General features: G+C 69.2%; 16 protein-coding genes and 1 pseudogene. 4 read left to right on the plus strand and 13 right to left on the minus strand.

Annotation, left to right across the window (positions count from 1 at the left end):
• Positions 1 to 23: 23 nt before the first annotated feature.
• The 9 genes from H4Q84_RS05960 to H4Q84_RS06000 all read right to left on the minus strand — a co-directional run bounded on the left by H4Q84_RS05960 (position 24) and on the right by H4Q84_RS06000 (position 10,606).
• Positions 24 to 650: a hypothetical protein gene (locus H4Q84_RS05960; RefSeq protein WP_248582485.1), complete on the minus strand. Its 627-nt coding sequence runs from the start codon at positions 648 to 650 to the stop codon at positions 24 to 26.
• On the minus strand, positions 647 to 1,624 hold the full coding sequence (locus H4Q84_RS05965; RefSeq protein ID WP_248582486.1) for an endonuclease/exonuclease/phosphatase family protein: 978 nt from the start codon (positions 1,622 to 1,624) through the stop codon (positions 647 to 649). The genes H4Q84_RS05960 and H4Q84_RS05965 overlap by 4 nt, the downstream gene beginning before the upstream one ends.
• 27 nt (positions 1,625 to 1,651) lie before the next feature.
• The gene (locus tag H4Q84_RS05970) at positions 1,652 to 2,653 is read right to left on the minus strand and encodes a matrixin family metalloprotease (RefSeq protein WP_248582487.1); all 1,002 of its coding nucleotides are present in this window, start codon (positions 2,651 to 2,653) and stop codon (positions 1,652 to 1,654) included.
• A gap of 100 nt (positions 2,654 to 2,753) precedes the next feature.
• The gene (gene proB / locus H4Q84_RS05975; protein WP_248582488.1) at positions 2,754 to 3,881 is read right to left on the minus strand and encodes a glutamate 5-kinase; all 1,128 of its coding nucleotides are present in this window, start codon (positions 3,879 to 3,881) and stop codon (positions 2,754 to 2,756) included.
• Positions 3,878 to 5,410 (minus strand): GTPase ObgE, encoded by a 1,533-nt coding sequence (gene obgE / locus H4Q84_RS05980; RefSeq protein WP_248582489.1) that lies wholly within the window; start codon positions 5,408 to 5,410, stop codon positions 3,878 to 3,880. The genes proB and obgE overlap by 4 nt, the downstream gene beginning before the upstream one ends.
• Positions 5,411 to 5,521: 111 nt before the next feature.
• Positions 5,522 to 5,776 carry a 50S ribosomal protein L27 gene (gene rpmA, locus H4Q84_RS05985; protein WP_248582490.1) on the minus strand — a complete coding sequence of 85 codons (255 nt, stop codon included), beginning with the start codon at positions 5,774 to 5,776 and terminating at the stop codon, positions 5,522 to 5,524.
• Positions 5,777 to 5,820: 44 nt separating this feature from the next.
• Positions 5,821 to 6,123: a 50S ribosomal protein L21 gene (gene rplU, locus H4Q84_RS05990; protein WP_248582491.1), complete on the minus strand. Its 303-nt coding sequence runs from the start codon at positions 6,121 to 6,123 to the stop codon at positions 5,821 to 5,823.
• Positions 6,124 to 6,333: 210 nt separating this feature from the next.
• Positions 6,334 to 9,504 (minus strand): Rne/Rng family ribonuclease, encoded by a 3,171-nt coding sequence (locus H4Q84_RS05995; RefSeq protein ID WP_248582492.1) that lies wholly within the window; start codon positions 9,502 to 9,504, stop codon positions 6,334 to 6,336.
• 382 nt (positions 9,505 to 9,886) lie between these two features.
• Positions 9,887 to 10,606 (minus strand): TIGR03936 family radical SAM-associated protein, encoded by a 720-nt coding sequence (locus H4Q84_RS06000; RefSeq protein ID WP_248582493.1) that lies wholly within the window; start codon positions 10,604 to 10,606, stop codon positions 9,887 to 9,889.
• 278 nt (positions 10,607 to 10,884) lie between these two features.
• On the opposite strand from H4Q84_RS06000, the gene H4Q84_RS06005 reads away from it, so the two are divergent.
• Together H4Q84_RS06005 and H4Q84_RS06010 are read left to right on the plus strand one after the other, a co-directional pair.
• Positions 10,885 to 12,174: a hypothetical protein gene (locus H4Q84_RS06005; RefSeq protein ID WP_248582494.1), complete on the plus strand. Its 1,290-nt coding sequence runs from the start codon at positions 10,885 to 10,887 to the stop codon at positions 12,172 to 12,174.
• A 56-nt stretch (positions 12,175 to 12,230) separates the two neighbouring features.
• On the plus strand, positions 12,231 to 12,917 hold the full coding sequence (locus H4Q84_RS06010) for a VOC family protein (protein ID WP_248582495.1): 687 nt from the start codon (positions 12,231 to 12,233) through the stop codon (positions 12,915 to 12,917).
• Between the two features lie 4 nt (positions 12,918 to 12,921).
• Here H4Q84_RS06010 and H4Q84_RS06015 read toward each other — a convergent pair whose 3' ends face one another.
• Positions 12,922 to 14,109, minus strand: coding sequence for a winged helix DNA-binding domain-containing protein (locus H4Q84_RS06015; protein WP_248582496.1), 1,188 nt, complete (start codon positions 14,107 to 14,109; stop codon positions 12,922 to 12,924).
• A gap of 108 nt (positions 14,110 to 14,217) precedes the next feature.
• On the opposite strand from H4Q84_RS06015, the gene H4Q84_RS06020 reads away from it, so the two are divergent.
• Positions 14,218 to 16,185, plus strand: a complete 1,968-nt coding sequence (locus H4Q84_RS06020; protein WP_248582497.1) for a PAS domain-containing sensor histidine kinase — start codon at positions 14,218 to 14,220, stop codon at positions 16,183 to 16,185.
• 53 nt (positions 16,186 to 16,238) lie between these two features.
• On the opposite strand, the gene H4Q84_RS06025 is transcribed toward H4Q84_RS06020, so the two are convergent.
• Positions 16,239 to 18,227, minus strand: coding sequence for a TIGR03960 family B12-binding radical SAM protein (locus H4Q84_RS06025; RefSeq protein ID WP_248582498.1), 1,989 nt, complete (start codon positions 18,225 to 18,227; stop codon positions 16,239 to 16,241).
• A gap of 159 nt (positions 18,228 to 18,386) precedes the next feature.
• On the opposite strand from H4Q84_RS06025, the gene H4Q84_RS06030 reads away from it, so the two are divergent.
• On the plus strand, positions 18,387 to 20,474 hold the full coding sequence (locus H4Q84_RS06030; protein WP_248582499.1) for a PAS domain-containing sensor histidine kinase: 2,088 nt from the start codon (positions 18,387 to 18,389) through the stop codon (positions 20,472 to 20,474).
• A 168-nt stretch (positions 20,475 to 20,642) separates the two neighbouring features.
• On the opposite strand, the pseudogene H4Q84_RS06035 reads toward H4Q84_RS06030, so the two are convergent.
• Together H4Q84_RS06035 and H4Q84_RS06040 are read right to left on the minus strand one after the other, a co-directional pair.
• Positions 20,643 to 20,786, minus strand: a pseudogene (locus tag H4Q84_RS06035) (transposase); the annotation flags it as partial.
• 920 nt (positions 20,787 to 21,706) lie between these two features.
• Positions 21,707 to 22,273, minus strand: a complete 567-nt coding sequence (locus H4Q84_RS06040) for a hypothetical protein (RefSeq protein WP_248582500.1) — start codon at positions 22,271 to 22,273, stop codon at positions 21,707 to 21,709.
• Between the last annotated feature and the right edge of the window lie 73 nt (positions 22,274 to 22,346).

Consider the following 22,346-nt stretch of genomic DNA (forward strand, 5'->3'; position numbering starts at 1 on the left):
CCTACGGCGTGCGTGGAGGTGAGCTAACTCCGCGCCAGCCAGGGGTGCTCGGGGTCCTCGCGCCGGGCACCCGCCATCACGAACTCGCGCTGCGCCTCCGACAGCAGCGGCCAGGCGGCATCGAGGTCGGCGTTGTCCTTGGGCCGCAGCAGCCTCGCCTTGTGCTCGAGTGCGATCTCGGGGTTGATGTAGCGGATCCCGTCGGTCGCCACCCAGGTGACCTCGTCCAGGTCGGCGACGTGGTCGGGGTTGCGCCGCGAGAGCCACTTGCCGTCCTGGTCCTCCTGGAGGATCACGTCGGCCACCCACGGCGCCGTCGCGTGCTCGCGCAGCCACACCTGCCCGGCGTCGCCGTGCGGCACCGGCCAGTCGTTGTTGACCGGACGCAGCGCGCCGCCACCTGCCGACCACATGTGCAGCCGCCCGTCGACCAGCTCGCGTAGGCGGTCGAGGTCTCGGCGGAAGATGGTGATGTCGATGTCCTCGTGGTGGCGTACGACGCCCGTGAAGGCCTCGATGGAGTAGCCGCCGACCAGCCACCAGGGCCGGCCGAAGTCGGCCATGAACGCCCGCGCACCCTCGATGTCCAGGGGCTCCCACCGGCCGTAGAGCCGCTGGAAGGCCTCGTCCTCGTCCTCGTACGTCGTCACTTCGGCGCCACCACGGCCACCAGCGCAGCGTGGTCGCTGCCCCCGAAGACCACCACGTCATTGTCGACCGCCGCCCAGCGGTCGCCAAGCAGCACGTGGTCGATCTGCACCAGGCGCGGCGACGGCAGGTCGGAGACCGGCTCCACGCCGTCGGCCGGCCAGGTGGGCAACCAGCCGTCGTTGGCGAGCTCGACCGAATCGCGCCAGCCGGCGTCGGCCAAATCCATCATCACCTTGTGGTCGGGACTGGCGTTGAGGTCGCCGACCACCAGGTCCGCCTCGACACCGCGCGCCGCCTCCAGCACGATCCGATGGTCGCTGCGCCAGCCGCTCGTCGACCCGATCGGCGACGGCGGGTGGGCCACCACGATGCGCAGGGGCTCCTCCCCCACCACGACGGTGGCGGTGAAGCCGCCGAACGACGTCGCCAGGGGTACGACGTCGTCGATCGCCGTGCGCGAGAACAGCATCGTGCCCTCGATACCCGTGCCGGTCTCGCCTTCTCGATAGGGGAACAAGTCGGCCAGCCCCGACTCCTCCATCAGCGCCAGGGCGCCGGGAGTGATCTCCTCCACCGCCAGCAGGTCCACGCCGCGTCGCGACGCCTCACGCAACACCACCGAACCGTCACCCCGCCCCACGGACAGGTTGGCGGTCATCACGATGACCGGCTCGGCACCGGCTGCCGGTGGCGGGTTGGCCCCGGTGAACAGCGGCGCCAGCCAGAACGAGTGCAGGACGAGGCCGGCGATCGGCAGGACCACCAGGACCGTGCCGCGCAGTCCACCGACCACGCGCCGCGCCACGATCAGCACCAGGGCCGCGGCGTACAGCGGGACGGCCAGCGGCGTGAACGCCACTCCTCGGATCCACCAGCCTCCGTCGGCCTGCACCAGTCGAAGCACTGTGAGCATCCCCGCCAGGGCGAGGAAGCCGGCGACGACAAGCCAGAAGAGAACCGAGCGAGCGCGCATGTCGGGCAACCTACGTCACCGTCTGCCTCACTGGGGTGCGTACAGCGCCTCGATGCCCTTGTAGTCGCCCAGGCCCAGCGTGCGCTGGTCGCTGGAGCACGAGATGAGGAGCGGCGGCATGGTCAGGTTGCGGTTGGCGGCGCTCACGTGGCCGAGCCCGAACGCGTGCCCCCACTCGTGGGTGGCGATGGCCTGCAGGTCGAAACGGCTGCGGCAGCGATGGGGCACCTTGGTGACCACGGCCGGCGAGTTCGAGACGCGCATGTCGGCGGCGACCATCTGGCCGGTGCTGTCCCACCAGAAGCAGGTCCAGCCGTAGATGCCGCGCGGCAGGGCGCCGAAGTCGACGGCGTTGCTGGTGTTGTAGTCACCGCAGGTGATGTTGTTGCCGATCACGTCGATGTCGGGACGGGTGCTCGAGACACCGGCGTACGACGACCCGACGGTGGAGACCCGCGCCAGCCCGCAGTCGTTGCGGCCACCGGCGATGTTCTTGGCGCCGGCCACGAGGTCGCGCAGGGCGCGCGACTTGTTGAGGTGGCGCGGCGTCGAGCTGGCGTCGAACGTCCAGGTAAGGGGGGCGGCCCACGCGTGGCCGCCGGAGTTGAACTGGGCGTCCTTGCAGGCGTCGGCGTTGCGCTGCTGGCGGGCAGCGACCACCGGCTCGAGCTCCTCGACCTCGGCGGTGACGACACCGGAGAGGGAGGTGCTGACGGTGAAGTCCAGGGCGTCGCCGCCGGTCTTGTCGCGGGCAGCGGCGGCGCCCACGCCCATGCCTGCGGGCGGGATGGTCACGGCGGCGTTGCCGGCGTAGACAACTCGGCCCACGAGCGAGCAGGACGGGTCGGTGGTGGCCTGCAAGACCTCGATCGGGATGTCGCCCTGCCAGCGGCAGGCGTCGACCTGGGGCGAGGGTGACTGGGCGGTGGCGCCCATCAGCTGCACGACCGGCCACATCACTAGAACGACCAGGACAGGGTCGAGCCAGCGGCGGATGTGCCGCGGCCTCTTCGAGCTGGTGTCATCCATGACTATTCTCCCGTATCACCGGGGAGGAGGGATGCCCGTCCGTGGGCTTTCCCGGTGCCGTACCGAATTTAGGGTACGGCTAACGGCGGCATGAGGGTTTTCAGAGAATTACCAGGTCGTCGCGGTGTACGACCTCGCGCTCGTACGCCGCGCCGAGCGTGGACACCAGCTCTGACGTGCTCTTTCCCAGCAGCTGGGGAATCTCCGTCGCGTCGAAATTGACTAGACCACGGGCCACCGGTCGACCGTCGGGGCCCACCAGATCGACCGGGTCTCCGGCGTCGAAGCTGCCCTCGACCCCCGTCACCCCGGCAGCCAGCAACGAGGCCCGCCGACCGGTCACCGCGGTCACCGCACCCGTGTCGAGCACGAGACGGCCGCGGGGCTCGGTGGCGTGCGCCAGCCACAGCAACCGGGTCGGCCGCTTCTTGCCGGTGGCGTGGAACAGCGTGCCCACCGGCTCGCCCGCGAGCGCAGCGGCGGCCTGGTCTGCCGCGGCGAGCACGACCGGGATGCCGGCGCCGGTCGCGATGCGGGCCGACTCCAGCTTGGTGACCATGCCGCCGGTGCCCACTCCCGACCCACCGGCCGAGCCCGTCTTGATGTGGGCGAGGTCGTCCTCGGAGCGCACTTCGGCGACGAGTCGGCTGCCTTCGCGCGTCGGCGGGCCGTCGTACAAGCCGTCGACGTCGGAGAGCAGCACCAGCAGGTCGGCGTGCACCAGGTGCGCCACCAGCGCTGCGAGGCGGTCGTTGTCACCGAAGCGGATCTCGGTCGTCGCCACCGTGTCGTTCTCGTTGACGATCGGCAGGGCGCCGAGCTCGAGCAGCTTGGCGAAGGTGCGGTAGGCGTTGCGGTAGTGCGCGCGCCGCGTCACGTCGTCGACGGTCAGCAGCACTTGGCCGGTGACGAGGCCGTGCCGGGCGAACTCCTCCTGGTAGCGGTGCGCCAGGAGTCCCTGCCCCACTGACGCCGCTGCCTGTTGTACGGCGAGGGCTCGGGGCCGCCGGGGCAGGCCCAGAGGTGCCAGTCCGGCCGCGATCGCCCCCGACGACACCAGCACGACCTCGATGCCGGCCGCGCGGGCCTTCGCCAGCACGTCGACGAGCTGACGCATCCGGGCAGGGTCGAGCCCGCCGGTGCCGGACGTGAGCGAGGAGGAGCCGACCTTGACCACGACGCGGCGCGCCCCCGTGACAGCCTGGCGCACCTCCTCCCGCACGGTCATGACTCCGAGTCGTCGACCCGGTCGGGGTCGGCGGCGGAGCCGATCTCGTACGACGTCGGGCCGATCGGCTCCGAGTGGTCGAGCCGTCGCGCCACGTCGGCGCGGGTCTCGGTCTCGCTCCGATCGTCCATGGCGGCATCGATCTCGCGCCGGCGACGCTGCGCCGGACGCTTCTCCTCGAACCGGTGGTCCTCGCCGCGCCGGCCGAGCATCTCGGCGCCGGCCTCCATGGCGGGCTTGAAGTCGAAGACGACCGAGTTGTCGGGGTGACCGATGAGCACCGTGTCGCCCTCGACCGCACCCTGCTTGACCAGCTGCGCCTCGACACCGAGCCGGTTGAGGCGGTCGGCAAGGAAGCCGACAGCCTCGTCGTTGCTGAAGTCGGTCTGGCGGACCCAGCGCTCGGGCTTGTGGCCGCGCACGCGCCAACCCTCGACGTCCTTGGTGATGGTGAAGTCGCCACCGCCGTCGGCCGACGGCGGCCGGATCACGATGCGGGTGGTCTCCGCCGTGGGCTCGGCCGTCCGGGCCCGCTGGACGATCTCGGCCATCGCGAACGTCAGCTCGCGCAGGCCCGCCCCGGATGCCGCCGAGATCGGGAAGACCTGCAGGCCACGCTGGCGCAGGTCGTCGACGACCATGTCGGAGATGTCTCTGCCGTCGGGTACGTCGATCTTGTTGAGCGCGACGAGGCGGGGGCGGTCCTCGAGGCCGCCGTACTCGGCCAGCTCGTGCTCGATCACGTCGAGGTCGTCGAGCGGGTTGCGGCCCGGCTCGATCGACGCGGTGTCGATGACGTGCACCAGCGCCGCGCAGCGCTCGATGTGGCGCAGGAAGTCGTGGCCCAGGCCGCGGCCGTCAGCGGCGCCCTCGATCAGGCCGGGCACGTCGGCGACGGTGAACGTCGTGTCACCGGCACGGACGACGCCCAGGTTCGGGATCAGCGTGGTGAACGGGTAGTCGGCGATCTTGGGCCGCGCGCGGGAGATGGCGGCGATGAGCGACGACTTGCCGGCGCTCGGGAAGCCGACCAGCCCGATGTCGGCGACGACCTTGAGCTCGAGCACGATGTCGATCTCGTCGCCGGGCTCCCCCAGCAGGGCGAAGCCGGGCGCCTTGCGCTTGGACGACGCCAGCGCGGCGTTGCCGAGTCCGCCGCGGCCGCCGCTGGCGATGACCATCTCGGTGCCGGGGCCAACCATGTCGCCGAGGACGTTGCCCTCGGAGTCGCTGACCACGGTGCCGTCGGGCACGGGCAGCACCAGGTCGGAGCCGTGGCCGCCGTTGCGGTGGTCACCCGCACCGTGGCCGCCGTGCTCGCCGCGCCGGATCGGGCTGTGGTGGTAGTCGATCAGCGTCGTCACGTCGGTGTCGACGCGGAGGATCACCGAGCCACCCGGCCCGCCGTTGCCGCCGTCGGGGCCGCCGAGGGGCTTGAACTTCTCGCGGTGCACCGACGCGACGCCGTTGCCACCACGGCCCGCTGCGATGTGCAGCCGTACCTCGTCGACGAACGTCGGGACTGCCATGGTGCCTACTCTCGGTGGAGGAGAAGGTTGGCGGACAACCGTCTCGAAATGCAGAAGGGCGCCCCGAGACCGGGACGCCCAACGCGTGAAGCTGTGTCGACGAGCGTCAGATCACTCGCCAGGAACGATGTTGACGACCTTGCGACCGCGCTTGACGCCGAACTCAACGGCACCGCCGGTGAGCGCGAAGAGCGTGTCGTCTCCGCCGCGACCCACGCCGGAGCCCGGGTGGAAGTGCGTGCCACGCTGGCGGACGATGATCTCGCCGGCGCTGACGACCTGGCCGCCGAAGCGCTTGACGCCGAGGCGCTGGGAGTTTGAGTCGCGGCCGTTCTTGGTGGACGCCGCACCCTTCTTGTGTGCCATGAGTTCAGTCCTTCTCTGGAGTCAGTAGCCGGGAGCCCAGAGGCTCACAGGGAGATGTCGGTGACCTTGACCTGGGTGTACTTCTGACGGTGACCCTGGCGCTTCTTGTAGCCGGTCTTGTTCTTGTACTTCTGGATGACGATCTTCGGACCCTTGGTCCGACCGAGAACCTCGACGGTCACAGCTGCCTTGTCGAGGCCTGTGACGGTGACGTTCTCACCGTCGACGACCATGACCACGGGCAGGCTCACGGACTCGCCAGCGGCGGTCTCGACCTTGTCGATCTCGATGACGTCGCCAACAGCAACCTTCTGCTGCTTGCTGCCACTGCGCACGATCGCGTACACCGCGACTCACTCTCCTCGTCGGACTCGGGAAGTCCCATCAACCATTGCCAGAACATTCATCGGCCTGGGGACGGCCCCGACCCGACCCGCGACAGTGCGCCGGGAAGATCTGGGGTGGTGTCCACACAGGAACGGCACGCACGAGCGCACCGAGGTTCAATACTACGGATCCGGTGGACACACAGCAATTCGCGGTGTGCCCACCGGGGCTCAGAGCTTGCGTGAGCCCTTCTTCTTGACCGGAACGTGCTCGACGTGCGCGCTGTCACCGATCTCGACGTGAGAGGTGCCGGGCTCGACCAGGCCGCTGCCGGCCGGCTCTCCGATGCCGGCCATCGGCGGCACGTCGCCGGCCGAGGGCACGGTTGCCTTCCAGTCGGACGAGTCCGTCGTCCCGGCCGAGCGACGGGCCCGGCCACGCAGGGTCCGCGTCACCACCTTCGGCGGGGCGGGCTGGCTGGTCTCCGGCTCGGCGGCTGCCGGGGCTGCCGGAACCTCGACCGCGGGTTCCATCGCGGGTACGACATTCGGCACGGCCTCGGCCGACACGCCCGGACCGGCCGGGCGGCTGGCACTGCGCCTGCGGGTACGGGTCACGACCTTGGGTGGCGCCGGCTCGGCCGGAGCCTCGACAGGCTCAGGCTCGACCACCGGGGCCACCGCCACCGCCTCGGGTCGGCGGTCGCGCCGGGGCTCGCGCTGGGCCTCGCGCTCGGGCTCGGGCTCGCGCTCGGGCTGGGCCTCGGGCTGGGCCTCGCGCTGGGACTCGGGCTCGGGCTCGCGCTGGGGCTCTGGCTGGGGCTCGGGCTGGGCGTCCCGAAACGAGTAGAGGGCGTCCTGCGCCTCCTCCTCGACCGGGACCGGCTTCTCGGCACGCGCCATGGCGGCCACGTCCTTGGGCGACGGCAGCTTCTGCTCCTCGGGCCAGTTCGAGCCCTCACCGCGACCGCGACCACCGCGGCTGCGACGACCACCACTGCCGGCGCTCTCTCCACGGCCACCGCCGCCACCGCGGCGACGGTCGTCGTCGTCACCGCCCTTGGGCTCGACGGGCTCGGCGTGGACGACCACACCGCGGCCGTGGCACTGCTCGCAGTCGGTGGCGAAGGCCTCCAGGAGGCCGGTGCCGATCCGCTTGCGGGTCATCTGCACCAGGCCGAGGGAGGTGACCTCCGCGACCTGGTGGCGGGTGCGGTCACGACCAAGACATTCGACGAGGCGTCGTACGACCAGGTCACGGTTGGACTCGAGCACCATGTCGATGAAGTCGACCACGATGATGCCGCCGATGTCGCGCAGCCGGAGCTGGCGGACGATCTCCTCGGCCGCCTCGAGGTTGTTCTTGGTGACGGTCTCCTCGAGGTTGCCCCCGGAGCCGGTGAACTTGCCCGTGTTGACGTCGACGACCGTCATGGCCTCGGTGCGGTCGATGATCAGCGAGCCACCGGAGGGCAGCCACACCTTGCGGTCGAGGCCCTTGTTGATCTGCTCCTCGATGCGGTACGACGCGAAGATGTCGCGACCATTGGCAGAGCCGCCGTCGTCGGGCTCGAAGCGCTCGAGACGCTCCTGCAGGTCGGGCGCGACCTGGACGACGTAGTCCTGGACGGTGTCCCACGCCTCGTCGCCCTGGATGACCAGCCTGGCGAAGTCCTCGGTGAACAGGTCACGGACGACCTTGAGGGTGAGGTCGGGCTCGCCGTACAGCAGCTGCGGGGACTTGCCCCTGGCCTTGGCCTCGATGTCGTCCCAGCGGCCCTTGAGGCGCTCGACGTCGTGGGTCAGCTCCTCCTCCGACGCTCCCTCGGCGGCGGTGCGGACGATGACGCCGGCCTCACCGGGGACGATCTCCTTGAGGAGGCTCTTGAGGCGGTTCCGCTCGTTGTCGGGCAGCTTGCGAGAGATGCCGCTGGTGGTGCCGTCGGGCACGTAGACCAGGAACCGGCCGGCCAGGCTGACCTGGCTCGTCAGGCGGGCACCCTTGTGGCCGACGGGGTCCTTGGTGACCTGCACCAGGACGCTCTGGCCGGACGAGAGCACCGACTCGATCTTGCGCGGCTGGCCGTCCTTGTGGCCGAGCGCCGACCAGTTGACCTCACCGGCGTAGAGCACGGCGTTGCGGCCCTTGCCGATGTCGATGAAGGCGGCCTCCATCGACGGCAGCACGTTCTGCACGCGACCGAGATAGACGTTGCCGATCAGCGAGGTCTGCGACTCGCGGGCGACGTAGTGCTCGACGAGCACCTTGTCCTCGAGTACGGCGATCTGGGTGAGGTCCTCGCGCTGGCGGATGACCATCGTCCGGTCGACCGACTCGCGACGCGCGAGGAACTCGGCCTCGCTGACGATGGGCGCCCGGCGGCGGCCGGCCTCGCGGCCCTCGCGACGACGCTGCTTCTTGGCCTCTAGCCGGGTAGACCCGGCAAGCGCGGTGATCTGGTCCTCGGCGGCCTTGCGGCTGCGGACCCGGGTGACGGTGTTCTCCGGGTCGTCGGAGGTGTTGTCCCCGTTGTCGTCACCGGCACGACGGCGGCGACGGCGACGGCGCGAGCTGGTCGAGCCCTCACCGGCGTCTCCGTTGCCGGAGTCGTCGTCGCCGGACTCCTCGGAGTCGTCGTCACCGGAGTCGGAGTCGTCGGTGTCGCCACCCTCGCCCGACTTGCGGCGACGGCGGCCACCGCGGCGCCGGCGGCGGCGAGCGGGGGTCCCGTCTCCGTCGTCTTGCCGGTCGTCCTGCGACTCGTCGTCGCCGGCGTCGTCGGCTGCCTCGTCCGCGGCGTCGTCCTCGGTCTCGTCGCTCTCCTCGGCCACCGGGGCGGCGACCTTCTTGGTCGACTTCCGGGTGCGCGTGGTCCTCTTCACCGGTGCGGGGGTCTCGTCGCCCGACTCGGACGTCTCAGCCGCCGTCTCGGCGGGTTCCTCGGGCACCTCGACCGGAGCCGCGGCTGCCCGCGCACGGGTACGGCGTACGGGCTTGGTGGGCTCGGGCGCCTGGAAGAGCACGGCCGCACCTGACGGAGCGGGGGCAACCTCGTCGGCAGGAGGCTCGGAGGGGGTCTCGGGCGCTACGGGGTCGACGACCGGCGCGGCGGAGGCGACCTTCTTCGCGGTGCGCTTGGCGGCCACCTTCTTGGCCGGAGCGCGCTTGGCGGCCTTCTTGGCGGCGGGCGGCTCTGCGTCGGCTCCGAGCGGGAGCTCGGGGGCCGCCGGATCGGGGACCGGCGCCTCTGCGGCGACCCTCTTCGTGGCGCGCTTAGCGGCCGTCTTCTTGGCCGGAGCGCGCTTGGCGGCCCTCTTCACCGGCGCGTCAGGCTCACTGTTGTCCGGGCTGTTCTGGGGGCCAGTCTCGGTGGTGGCCGATTCGTCGCGTTCGTCGAGCATGGTGCTCTCCTCGTCCGGCGCCGAGCACCGGTTACGTCAGGACGCCAGCGGGGGTGGGGCCGGATCAACCGACCCCGAACCGTGACGCAAAGCCTGGTTGGGTGGCGGCGACACCCTCCGCGGATGCGTCGACACGACGCCGTCGCGCACCTGCCGCGGTCGACGAATCAGTGTGGACACCCACTCACGTGTCCGACATGGCTTCGTCGCTGTCACCGACTCAACCCTGGCCGCGTCGCGGTCTGGTGACGACTTCGTGTGTCGTGCCGCCCGCAGCCACATGAGTCGAGGCCACGTACGGCGAGAACGTCGTCGGGTCGAAAGGTGCGGCAAGCCGCTCTGTCGACCGTGGCGAGTATCGCACACCCGCCGACGATCACCGCTACGGCGAGACGGTCAGCGGGTCCCCGACGGTGCCGTGTTCCTCGTCGAGAGGGCCCTGGGCGACCCGGGTCAGGAGAGCCGTCTCAGCAGGAACCAGGCCGGCGTGTCGCGCCAGACCGGTGAGTACGTCGTCCGGCCGGACCGCAGGGACCGTGTGCCACAGCACCACGTCGATGACCGCTCCGCCCGACTCCCCCGGCGCCACCGCGGCGGACACCACGGCTGCCCGGCAGTCGAACTCGCGGAGCCCCTTCTTGGTCATCCGCTCCACGAGCACCGACTCGGCGACCAGGAACGACTCGACGGCCGCACCGACCACCTCGGGCGCGTCGGTCAGGCTGATCTGCCACTGCGACGCCTCGAGGCGGTCTGCCAGCGAGCCGCCGGGCGAGACGACCACGTCGAGCACGTCGAGTCCGGCGGGCAGGGCCTCGTCGAGGAGTGCGTGCACCTCGGCGGTGTCGACGATCTCGGACAGGCCGATCTCGAGGTACTCCGCCTCGCTGGCCGAGCCCGTCGGGGCCGCACCGGCATAGGAGATGCGGGGGTGCGGGTGGAAGCCCGACGAGTAGGCCATCGGGATGCGGGCCCGGAAGACGGCCCGCTCGAAGGCCCGGCTGAAGTCACGGTGGCTGGTGAAGCGGAGGCGGCCGCGCTTGGCGTACCTGATCCGGAGTCGCTGGACCGGCGGGGCTTGCTGTTCGGGCTGGTCACGCACGCCCACACGGTAGCCCGCGCAGGCTCGGCCGCCCATTCCATCTGCCGGGTGCCTTTGGCCCGGAATCGATGGATATCATTCGCGGGGTCATGTCTTGAAGCCGCGTCGCACGCTCACGCGCTCAGGCCCGTCGGCACCTGGTTCGGCGAAACTCGAATCCCACCCCAAGGAGATTGATGCCGCCGGGAGCAACTCGCCGAGGAGTCCGGCGTGAAGATGAAACTGCATCGCTCGATGCTGCTGAACGCACCGCCACTTCGCGGGTTCGGACCTTCCGCGTGTCACGCGCCTGGCGCGATGTCGCGCCGTACCTGCTCTTCCTCGTCGTAGCGGTGAGCGCCGTGTCGTGGCACATGGCGCACTTCAACGAGATCTCCCCGATCGACGAGGTGATGCACTACGACTACATCGAGAACCTCCCGCACGTGCCGGTTGGCGGCGAGAAGCTGGATCAGAACACGATGCAAGAGGCAGCCTGCCGGACCTACGGCCCCGACTCCCCGGTGATTCTGCCCCCGTGCCATGACACTCCGTACGATCCCAATACCTTTCCCGAGACAGGCTTTTCCACCGCAGGCTCCACTCCGCCGGTCTACTACCTGGTCACCGCGGTCGCCGCTCGCCCAATCGCGGCAGTCACGCCCTGGTCAGCTTGGGACATCTCGCGCGCGCTGGGCGCGCTGTGGCTCGCGGGTCTGCTCAGCGTCTGCTATCTCCTGGCGCTGCGCGTCGGCGCACCGCGAATCGCGGCCATGGGAGCCGCTCTGATGGTCTCGACGTCCACCGACGTCGTGTCCTCGTCCGCGACGATCGGGCCAGATGTCGCGACAGCGGTCTCGGGAGGTCTGGTGGTCCTGGCGGCGCTGTCGTACGACGGCACTCGTCACCGCACCCTGTTGGTCCTGGGCTCGGTGCTGCTGGCGTCACTCGTGAAGTTCACCTCGTTCACCGCGATCGGCGCCGCCATCATCCTGCTTCTGGTCGCCGGATGGGCCAGGCGGAGGGATGAGGCCGGCCCACGCCCTGGACGGTCTGCGCTGCTCGCTCTCGGGATGTTCGCGGTCTTCAGCCTGTCCTCCTTGTTGTGGGGACTGCGCTACAAGGCAACCAACGTCATCGACATCTCCACGATCCCGATGAACCAGATGTTCATGGCCGACCGGATCAGGTGGGAGGAGATCAACTCATCGCTCTACTTCACCTTCGTGACACCCATCACCGGCAACTGGAACGCGCTCTTTCTCGAGAGCTTCGCCAACGTCCGCCTCGAGAGCCTCGTCGTCGGGGTCCTGGCGATCGGGGTGCTGGCCGCCGCCCTGACATTGAAACGCGACTGGACGGTCAGTGGGCTCGGCTGGGGGGTACTCGTCCTCGCCCTACTCGGTCCCCTGATGCTGACGCTGCTCAACTTCTACGCCAACGGCCTCTTCTTCGGTCCCGCCGCGCGCTACGGGTTCGCGCTGCTACCGGCGTACGCCGCCCTGGCGGCGTGGACCTTGAGGGCCCCGGGGGCCTCCAGGGGACTGTTGGCCATCGGCGCCTTGTCCACCCTCAGCCTGTTTCTCTGACAGCTTCGTACCCGATGGACCCGTCGCACGATGGGGCGACGTGTCAGGCTGGCAGCATGCCGCTCGCGACGTACAAGGACCTCTGCATCGACGCCCGGGACGCCGAGGCCGCCGCCCGCTTCTGGGGCACCCAGCTCGGACTCGTCCTGGGACCGCACCGCAACGGTGTCTGGCGCCTCGATGACGCGGCCGGCCATCCGCAGGTGTGGATCAACCCCGTGCCGGAGCCGGTCACCGCCAAGAACCGCATCCACCTCGACGTGAACGCCGAGACGCTGCGCACAGCACTCGACGCCGGGGCCCGGGTCGTCGACGAACAACCCCGCTGGACGGTGCTGGGCGACCCCGACGGCCAGGAGTTCTGCGTGTTCGTCCGCGACGAGCCGGTCACCCAGCGGATCTACGAGCTGGCGTGGGACACCGGCGACTCCCCGGAGGCCTGCCACCGGATCGCCGGCTGGTGGGCCGAGGTGCTCGGTGGTCGGCCGGACCACGACGACGAGCGCGGCTTCTCCTGGGTCGAGGACATCGAGGGTGCGCCGTTCGACTCGATGGTCTTCGGGCGGGTGCCCGAGCCGAAGTCGGTGAAGAACCGGGTGCACATCGACGTCACGACCGATGATCTCGACGGGCTGATCGCGCATGGCGCGACGCTGCTCCGGCCGCGCGGTCACGACGGCATCGACTGGCACGTCCTGGCCGACCCGGACGGCAACGAGTTCTGCGCGTTCACTCCCGACTGAGCGATCAGGGCAGTCGCTCGCCCCTCATCAGCTGCGACTTGTAGACGCTGTTGATCTGCTGGCCGTCGAGCCACCCGGTGAGCCGCTCGGCCTCCACCTCGAGGCGTGCGAGCGCGTCGCTGCCGACATCCTCACGGAGTACGACGCGCACCGTCGCGTCGTCGTCCTGCACCCAGCAGCCGACGACCCGGCCGTCGACCCAGGCCGTCGTGCCGGCGTTGCCCGCCCTGTCTACGAGGTACGGCGCGTGGCCGGGGTCGAGGTAGAAGTCGCGCTGCTTCCAGCCCATCGTGGTCGGGTCGAGCACCGGCAGCAGGGCAGCCCACGGCTCGACGTCCGGCACGGGCTCGAGGTCGTCGGGCAGCAGCCAGCCGGTCTGCCCCTCGTCGAGCGACACCTCGACGGCGTGCAGCGCGGCCAGCGCGCGGCGTACCGCCGCCTTCGTCGAGCCGAGCCACCACACCAGGTCGGTCTCGGTGCCGGGGCCGAACGTGCCCAGCCAGCGGCGTACGAGCTCGGCATAGCCGTCGTCCTCCGAGAGCGGATCGGGGCGCTCACCCAGCCAGTCGGCCATCGAGACCCAGCGAGGCCGGTTGGTGCGCCAGTGACCGGTGTTGACCCCGCGCACGATCTCGGCGCGAGCGCCCAGCCAGGTCAGCACCCGCGGAGCGATCGGCAGCTCGCCGCCCCACTTCGTCCCGGGCGACATCGAGACCTTGCCGGCCAGCGACGGCACGAGGGCGCGGATCTCGGTGGCTCCCAGGCCCACGTCCGAAGCGCCGACCAGCGCGAGCACCGCGTGCCCGGCCTCGTCGAGCCAGGCCTCGGAGTCGGTCGCCCAGCCGGTCGCGACGACGTCCTTCGAGATCCTGCGGCGCTCGAACTCCGCCACCCGCGCCGAGGCGCTCCCCCACGTCGCCGGCAGGAGGTCGCGCGGGAAGACGAACAAGGTACGGCGCATCGCGAGCTGCTTGACCAGCGAACGGTCGACGTACAACGCCCGATCGGTGTCTGCCGTCGTCAGCCCGTCGACGCGAGCCGCCAGCGACAGGTGCACCGTGTGCGCCTCCGTGGCGTGCAGCACGGTCATCGCCCGGGTGGCCGCGACCACGTCCGAGACCCGGTGGGCGGGCGAGACGGCATGCCGCCGGGCCAGCCTGGTCCGGCGCTCGGCAGGTGTCACGTGGCGCACCCAGACATCCTGCCAACTCCACGGCGCGACTCGCCGTTCGCCTGCGCGCGCGGCATCGCGGCCCTACCCTGTCGACGAGTCGCGAACGGAGCGAACGGAGCGAATGACATGGTCAACGATGCCCAGCCGAAGCTGGCACCCGGTCGACTCGCCTTCATCCTGGCGTGTTCGGTCGTGGGTGTCGTGCTGCCCTTCACCGAGCATCCGGCGCGCGGCGCGATCCCTGAGCTCTGGCCGCCGATGACCGTCTTCTTCGTCTGGTTCACGCTCGTGTGCGAGGGAAACCGCCGCCCCAGCACCCGGGTGCTGCGCCACGCCGGGGTGATGTTCGCGCTGTTCGTGGTGCTCGCCCTCCTGCTCGGTTCGGCCCCGCTGACGACCCTGCGGATGGGTGTGGTCAACGTGGTGGCTGCACTGGTGATGGCCTACCTGTTCCAGCGCACCAACGGGGGCTGGGCGCTGCACTCCCCCCGCTCGATCTACGCGGTCATGGTCGCGGCGGTGGGTGCCGGTCTGGTCGCCGCCCTGCTCGGTGGCTTCCCGGGCTTCGGCCCCTTCGAGCTCGACAGCCGTCTGCTCATGTGGTGGGTGATCCGCAACGGGGTCTTCATGTTCGTCGGGGCATCGACGTTCATGGTGCTCTTCCACACGCCCCAGTCCCAGTACGCCGACCGCTCCGCGGCGTGGTGGGAGCTCGCCGTGCTGGCGCCGTTCTCGATCGCGTGCGTCTGGCTCGTCTACGAGGTGCCCGGTCTGCCGCTCAGCTGGATGCTGTTGCTGCCGGGCATCGCCGCGGGTCTGATCTTCGACGTGTTCGGTGCCGCACTGACGGTCCTCTCGATCTCCGTGCTTTCGGCCGCCTTCACCATGCTACCGGGCAACCGGTTCGGCTACGAAGGTCTGTTCCCGGCCTCGATCGTGGTCGATCTGCTCGTCATCGTGATGACCTTCTTGGCCCTTCAGCTCTCGCTGGTGCGCGAGCAGCGGGCCACCGTGATGGGCGACCTCCGGGTCAGCCGGGCGCAGACCCGGTCGCAGGCCAGCTTCCTCACCCAGGTGCTCGACTCGATGAACGACGGTGTCATCGTCGTCGGCCAGGACGGCACGGTGGCCTACCACAACCCGGCCGCGCGCCAGCTGCTCGGAAAGCCGCTGCCGGCGTCGGCCCGGGAGACCTCCTGGATCGACCACTTCGGCATCACCGACGCCGAGGGCGCACCGGTCACCGACCAGGATCTCGTCACTCCCCTGTCCGGCACCGAACCCGACCGGACCCTGCTCATCGACAACCCCGGCAGCAAACGGTTCATCCAGGCCGGCGTCGCGACGCTGGAGACCGACGACGGGCCCGCCACGATGGTGCTGTTCTCCGACGTCACCGCGCAGCGCCCACGTTTCGACGAGCTCGCCGCCTTCGCCCGCGTGGTGGCGCACGACCTGCGCACACCCCTCACCGGCCTCAACGGCTGGATCGAGCTGGCCCGCGAGGACCTCATGGAGGGTCGCTGGTCCCACGTCGAGGCTCACCTGACCAAGGCCCAGCACTCTGGCGGACGGATGACCACGGTCATCGAGGACTGGCTCGCCTACAGCATCCACCGCGACGGCCGGCTCACCCCGACGGTGTTCGAGCTCGCCCCGGTCGTGCAGGAGGTCCTGGCCGGGTATCACCCCCAGGACGCCCGGGCCGGCAGCTTCGACGTCGACGTCAGCCATCGCATCGAGGCCGACCCGGCACTGGTGCGTCAGCTGCTCGCCAACTTGGTCGGCAACGCCATGAAGTACGTCGCCGACGACCGCCGACCCGAGCTACTGATCACCTCCCACGCCGACGACGAGCAGGGCTGGGTGCGCGTCGACGTACGCGATCGTGGCATCGGCATCCCGCGCGGTCAGGAAGAGATGATCTTCGACGAGTTCCACCGCGCCCCGGAGCACGCCGAGGACTTCGGCGGCTCGGGGCTCGGGCTGTCGCTGTGCAAGCAGATCGTGAACCGGCACGGGGGGCGCATCAGCGCCGCCAGCAACGACCCCGACCATGGGACGACGTTCAGCTTCACGCTGCCGGCGGCCTGACGGTCGGAATGCCTTTCGGTCAATCGCCGCAAGCCAGACTCATGCCGAGCGAGCTAGACGACGGCCAGCGGCAGCAGCTGCCGGCCCGTCGGGCCGATCTGGATCTCGGTGTTCATCTCCGGACACACGCCACAGTCGTAGCAGGGCGTCCAACGGCAGTCCTCGATGTCGACGGACTCGGGGTCGAGGGCGTCCTCCCAATCGGCCCACAGCCAGTCCTTGTCGAGGCCGGAGTCGAGGTGGTCCCACGGGAACACCTCGTCGTACCCGCGCTCGCGGGTGGTGTACCAGTCGAGGTCGATGCCGGTGCCGGTCAGCGCGGTCTCGGCGCTGGTCATCCAGCGGTCGTAGGAGAAGTGCTCGCTCCAGCCGTCGAAGCGGCCACCGTCGCGCCACACCTGCTCGATGATCGCGCCGACCCGGCGGTCACCGCGAGACAGCAGTCCCTCGACGATCCCGGGCTTGCCGTCGTGGTAGCGGAAGCCGATCGCCCGGCCGTAGCGCTTGTCCTCGCGCACGGTGTCGCGCAGCTTCTTGAGCCGGTCGTCGGTCGTCACGTGGTCGAGCTGCGCGGCCCACTGGAACGGCGTGTGCGGCTTCGGCACGAACCCGCCGATGGACACGGTGCAGCGGATGTCGTTGCGGCCGGTGACCTCGCGACCCTTGGCGATGACTTTCTTGGCCAGGTCGGCGATGGCAAGCACGTCGTCGTCGGTCTCGGTCGGCAGGCCGCACATGAAGTAGAGCTTCACCTGCCGCCAGCCGTGGGAGTACGCCGTGGCGACGGTGCGGATGAGGTCTTCCTCGCTGACCATCTTGTTGATGACCTTGCGCATCCGCTCGCTGCCGCCCTCTGGCGCGAACGTCAGCCCGGATCGGCGGCCGTTGCGGGAGAACTCGTTGGCGAGGGTGATGTTGAACGCGTCGACCCGGGTCGAGGGCAGCGAGAGCGACACGTTGGAGTCGGCGTAGCGGTCGGCCAGGCCCTTGGCGACCTCGGCGATCTCGGTGTGGTCGGCGCTCGAGAGCGACAACAGGCCGACCTCCTCGAAGCCGGTCGAGCGGATGCCGTTCTCGACCATCGCGCCGATGGTCTCGATCGAGCGCTCGCGCACCGGGCGGGTGATCATGCCGGCCTGGCAGAACCGGCAGCCGCGGGTGCAGCCCCGGAAGATCTCGACCGAGAAGCGCTCGTGCACGGTCTCTGCCAGCGGCACCAGGGGCTTGGCCGGGTAGGGCCAGGCGTCGAGGTCCATCAACGTGTGCTTGTGTACTCGGGCGGGGATGCCCGGACGGTTGGGTACGACGGCACGGATGGTCCCGTCGTCGGCGTACGTGACGTCGTAGAACTTGGGGACGTAGACGCCGCCGCTGACCGCCAGCCTGCGCAGCAGCTCGTCGCGGCCGCTGGGCATGTCGCCGGCGGGCTCGCCCTGGGCCTTCCACTCGCGTACCACCTCGGAGATCGCGAGCACGATCTCCTCGCCGTCACCGAGCACGGCCGCGTCGAGGAAGTCGGCGACCGGCTCCGGGTTGAACGCCGCGTGGCCGCCGGCGAGCACGATCGGGTCCTCGGCGCCGCGGTCGGCCGCGTGCAACGGGATGCCGGCGAGGTCGAGCGCGTTGAGCATGTTGGTGTAACCGAGCTCGGTCGAGAACGACAGCCCGAACACGTCGAAGGCACGCACCGGGCGGTGGGCGTCGACGGTGAACTGCGGAATGGCACCCTGGCTGTCGCCGGTGCGCATGACCGACTCCATGTCGGGCCACACCGAGTAGGTGCGCTCGGCCAGGATCCAGTCGCGCTCGTTGAGCACCTCGTAGAGGATCTGCACGCCCTGGTTGGGCAGGCCGACCTCGTAGGCGTCGGGGTACATCAGCGCCCAGCGGACCGTCGGGCCACCCTCGGCAGACGCAGCCGCACAGTCCCACTCCTTGACGGTGGAGTTGAGCTCGCCGCCGACGTACTGGATGGGCTTCTGCACGGAGGGCAAACGACCCTCGAGGCGCGGGAAGACCGACTCGGCGGCGGAGCTGGGCATGCGTACCTCACTGGGAGTTTGGTGGATCAATCCAGCGTACGCGGGTTCTGGACTTCCGCCCAACCGTGTGATGTGCGTGAATATGCTGTTCACCTGGTCGTGCATGGGGTGCGTGTCCAGGAGACAACAGGCGCGGGGGCGCCTGGGGGAGGTTGTCCCTTGCTTGGTCCTGGGCCGGTGGGGTTCGAGTACGACGCGACTGCGCGTCGTACTCTCCTGCGCGCCTGGTGGGGCCTGGCGATCTGCTTCTTCGCCTCGGTCCTGATCGGTGGCGCCATCACCTCCGAGGCCCAGCCCACCCTCTGGCTCGCCTCGATGTTCGCGTTCGTCTGGCTCACCATCTCGTGGCGGGGCGCGACTCCGAAGGTCGACCGCGGCCTGGCGCTGACGTGGGTCGCCATCGTCGGCCTGGCGGTACTCGGCCACCTGGTCACCGATTCCTCCCCCGCCGCCGCCCTGCGTGCCGCCCTCGGCGTGGTCATGCAGGCCACGCTGATGTGCCTGCTCTACCGCGGCGCCCGCGGGCGCCTCTCGCACGTGCCGGCGCTCGATCCCGAGACCAGGCTCAGCCGCACCCGGGCCTGGCACCGCGAATGGACGCCGACCGAGATCCGTGACCTGGTGATGCTGCTCCTCGCCGGCCTGCTCGCAACGATGCTGGTGCTGCCGATCGGCGCCTACCCGCACATCTGGGTGGGCGAGGCCACCACGTCGGTGCTGATGCGCTGGACCGCCCAGACGGTGGTCTTATGCTTCGTCGGCGGATCCTGCCTGATGCTGATCGCACAGGCCCCGCGCACCTGGCTGGTCGACGCACGCACCGCCCTGATCCCATTCTTCGTGGCCCTGTCGACCGCCTGCGTGTGGGTGGTGCTGGAGGCCAGCCAGTGGCCGATCGCCTGGCTGCTGCTACTGCCCAGCCTGTACGTCGGCGTCGTGCTCCCGCCGTGGAGCACCGCCCTGCACTCGGTGACGATGGCCGTCGCGGCCGCGCTGCTGGGCTCGCTCACTCGTTTCGACGGCAGCTTCGACGAGCCGTTCCCGGCCGCGGTCGTGGTCGACCTGCTGGCCGGTGTGTCCACGTTCGTGGCGCTCGCCCTGTCGTTGCTCAACCAGGCCCGGCGCGACGCGTTGGCACAGCTCGATGCCCAGCGCGACGCGCTGACCAAGCAGGCCGACCTCTTCAACGTCGTGTTCAACGCGATGAGCGACGGCCTGCTGCTCATCAACGACCGTGGCGGCATCAGTCTCTACAACAACGCTGCCAAGGGGCTGCTCGGCAAACCGGTGCCCAAGAGCCGGCTCTCCAACTGGAGCGAGTACTTCGGCCTGCGCAAACTCGACGGCACACCCATGCTCGACGTGCCGGGCTCGCCGGGGCACGAGACCGGCGAGGCGACGGTCGTGGTCACCACGCCGACGAGCACCCGAGTGCTCAATGCCAGCGCCCGCGCCGTCGACACGGCGGACGGCAACGTGTCGGTCGTCCTGTTCTCCGACAAGACGGCCGAGCAGGAGCGCCTCAGCGAGCTCACCGGCTTCGCTGGCACCGTCGCCCACGACCTGCGCGCTCCGCTCACCGGTCTCGAGGGCTGGCTCGAGCTGGCCCGCGAGGCTCTCGAGGAGGGCGATGCCGACGAAGCCGGCCGGATGCTCGCCCGTACCCACACCGGCGCCGCGCGGATGCGCCAGGTTGTCCAGGACTGGCTCGACTACGCGGTCAGCCGTGACGGCGCGCTCGCACCGGGCGCCGTACCCCTCCAGAACACCCTGCTGGAGGTCGTCTCGACGTTCGTCGGCAGCGGCTACAACCCCGAGCCCGAGTTCGCGATCGATGCACCGCACGTCGTCGAGGCCGACCACGCGATGACCCGCCAGGTGTTGGCGAACCTGATCAACAACGCCGTCAAGTACGCCGTTCCGGGCGCCCCGGCGCAGATCTGGGTCACCTCCCGGCTCGATGTCGTGGCGGGCTGGGTGCGCGTCGACGTGTCCGACCGCGGTCAGGGCATCCCGGCCGGCGAGGAGCAGCGGATCTTCGAGGAGTTCCACCGGGCCGACAACCACAACGGCGTCGTCACCGGCACCGGCCTCGGCTTGGCGCTGTGCCGGCGCATCGTCACGCGGCACGGCGGCGTCATCACCGCGCACAACAACGCCGAGGGTGGGTCGACCTTCACGTTCACCCTGCCGAGCGGCGGTCCGGCCGACGACGGAGTCGCCGTCGAGGAGCTCCCGGCTCGCTGAGAACGAGAGCGAGGAGCCGTCCCTTTGCCTCGATCCACCGATGGGCTCGCGGTGTTGAGCGGGTCGTGAGGCGAGAATGCCCCTACGTGCTGGAAGAACTTGACGTCTCGAGGGTCCAATTCGCACCAGAACGAAGGGCATCTCGTAGATGCAAACTTTGCCGGCTCTTCACATTCCGGGGTGTAGCCGGGGTCTGAAGCCGCCGGTCTCCAGGACTGATCTGGCGATGTAGTTGGTGAGGTTGCGGAACCCTAGGGCGGAGCCGCGCAGGTGGTCGAGGCGTCCGTTGATGGCCTCGGTCGGGCCGTTGGATCAGGGTTCAGTGACAGGAATGCCCACGGCAACTTCGGTGGAATCGCCTACGCACTCGTCCCAGCCAGCGGTTTGGCCTCTGGTCGGGTTCCTGTACACGGTGGTGATCGTCCCTGCCCATTGGACTGCTTCACCGATGCGGAAGGGATCTTGGAATCCCGCTAGATCAACGCTCGCGCCTTTGTCGCGCAGCACGGATCCTGTCCCCGCCAGGATCAGAAGCGGGCCTTCATCAGTCTCAAGTGAGAGACAGCCACGCTGATCGACGGTCAGGTTCCCCGCAAGCTGGTCTGTGGAGGGTGGTACAAAGCTCTCAGCGTCCTCGGATACAAACAGCGTCCGCGCGGGGGTGGGCGAGCCTTCCGAGCACGCCGAAACGAGAAGCCCCATTGTTATCACTAGCCCGATTCTGACTTTCCCTCGCAACACGTCAAGCACCTTCTCGCACTAGTTCTGCCTTATCGTGATTCCGTAATCGTTCATCGCGGCGGCCAGCATAAAGAGAGATCGTGAAGAATCTTGTCCGACAGACGCACCCCGAGCGCCGCCCCCTTGGAACCACGGTCCGCCGCTGTCACCCTGAAATATGACGTTGCGGTTGGTTGCGCCTAGCCGACATACCAGACGACCATTTACGTTTGTAGCACAGAGATCTCGTCCCGGTGCCACGGTCAGCGGGGTCGTATTGCCGCAATCGCGGCCCGTCGCTCTACCGTACTTACAGATCGAGGAGTACTCGAGAGGTGTCCCCACTCCTGTGACGCTGAGATTCGAACTGTCCGATTCACGGAAGAGCCTGGACGTCGTGTTGCCTGCAAGTGTGGGATTGAACTTCAAGTCGAGCCACCATCCGCCCCGATCCGGGTAGTTGAACGTAGCCGCTCCGACCACGTTGCTTAGACCATCGTAGGTAGGTCCCCCTAAGCAGTGACCCGCCGTGAGGCTTCCGGCCTGGCCCCGTAGTTTGCCGTAAACCCGGATGTGCAGCCGGAATCCCTGTTGTGACCACCCCGCACATCGGTGGTTTCTGTGTAGCCTGCTTCGGGTACCTCGTTCAGCAGTACGGGCGTGTCAATCAGGCTTTCGACAGCGAATGATGCACCTGGGGCGAATCGGTCTCGAAGATCTTCGGCCGTGACCTTTATGCCGTCCTCGACGCTGTAGGTGGCGATCACGCTCTTGTGATCCTCCGCGGGCCCCGTCTCCACGCCGTCAATGCCAGCGGCAGTGTTGAGGGCAATCGCCACGTCTTGAGTCGTTTCACGCAGTTCAAGAGCGGTTGCCACGTATCCAAACTCTACGGTGGTGGTAAACGACTGCTTGCTCAGTTCGTCAAGAAGCTTGGGACTTGGTTCTTGAGTCAACTTGACCCAGTACTCGCTCCTGTTCGACGGAGACACTCCGGCAGCGACGAACTGGTCAGGAAGGGTCTTCCGGAGGTGATCCATGAAATGCGTCGCCAGTTCCAGGTGGCCGTATGGGTCCACAGACTTGGAACTGGCCTGAGGCGCCACTGCAGGCCCGCGGCCGACGATACGAATGGTTTTGATTTTCTAGTGG

Origin of the sequence: Nocardioides sp. InS609-2 (assembly GCF_023208195.1) — a bacterium.
Lineage (GTDB): Bacteria > Actinomycetota > Actinomycetes > Propionibacteriales > Nocardioidaceae > Nocardioides.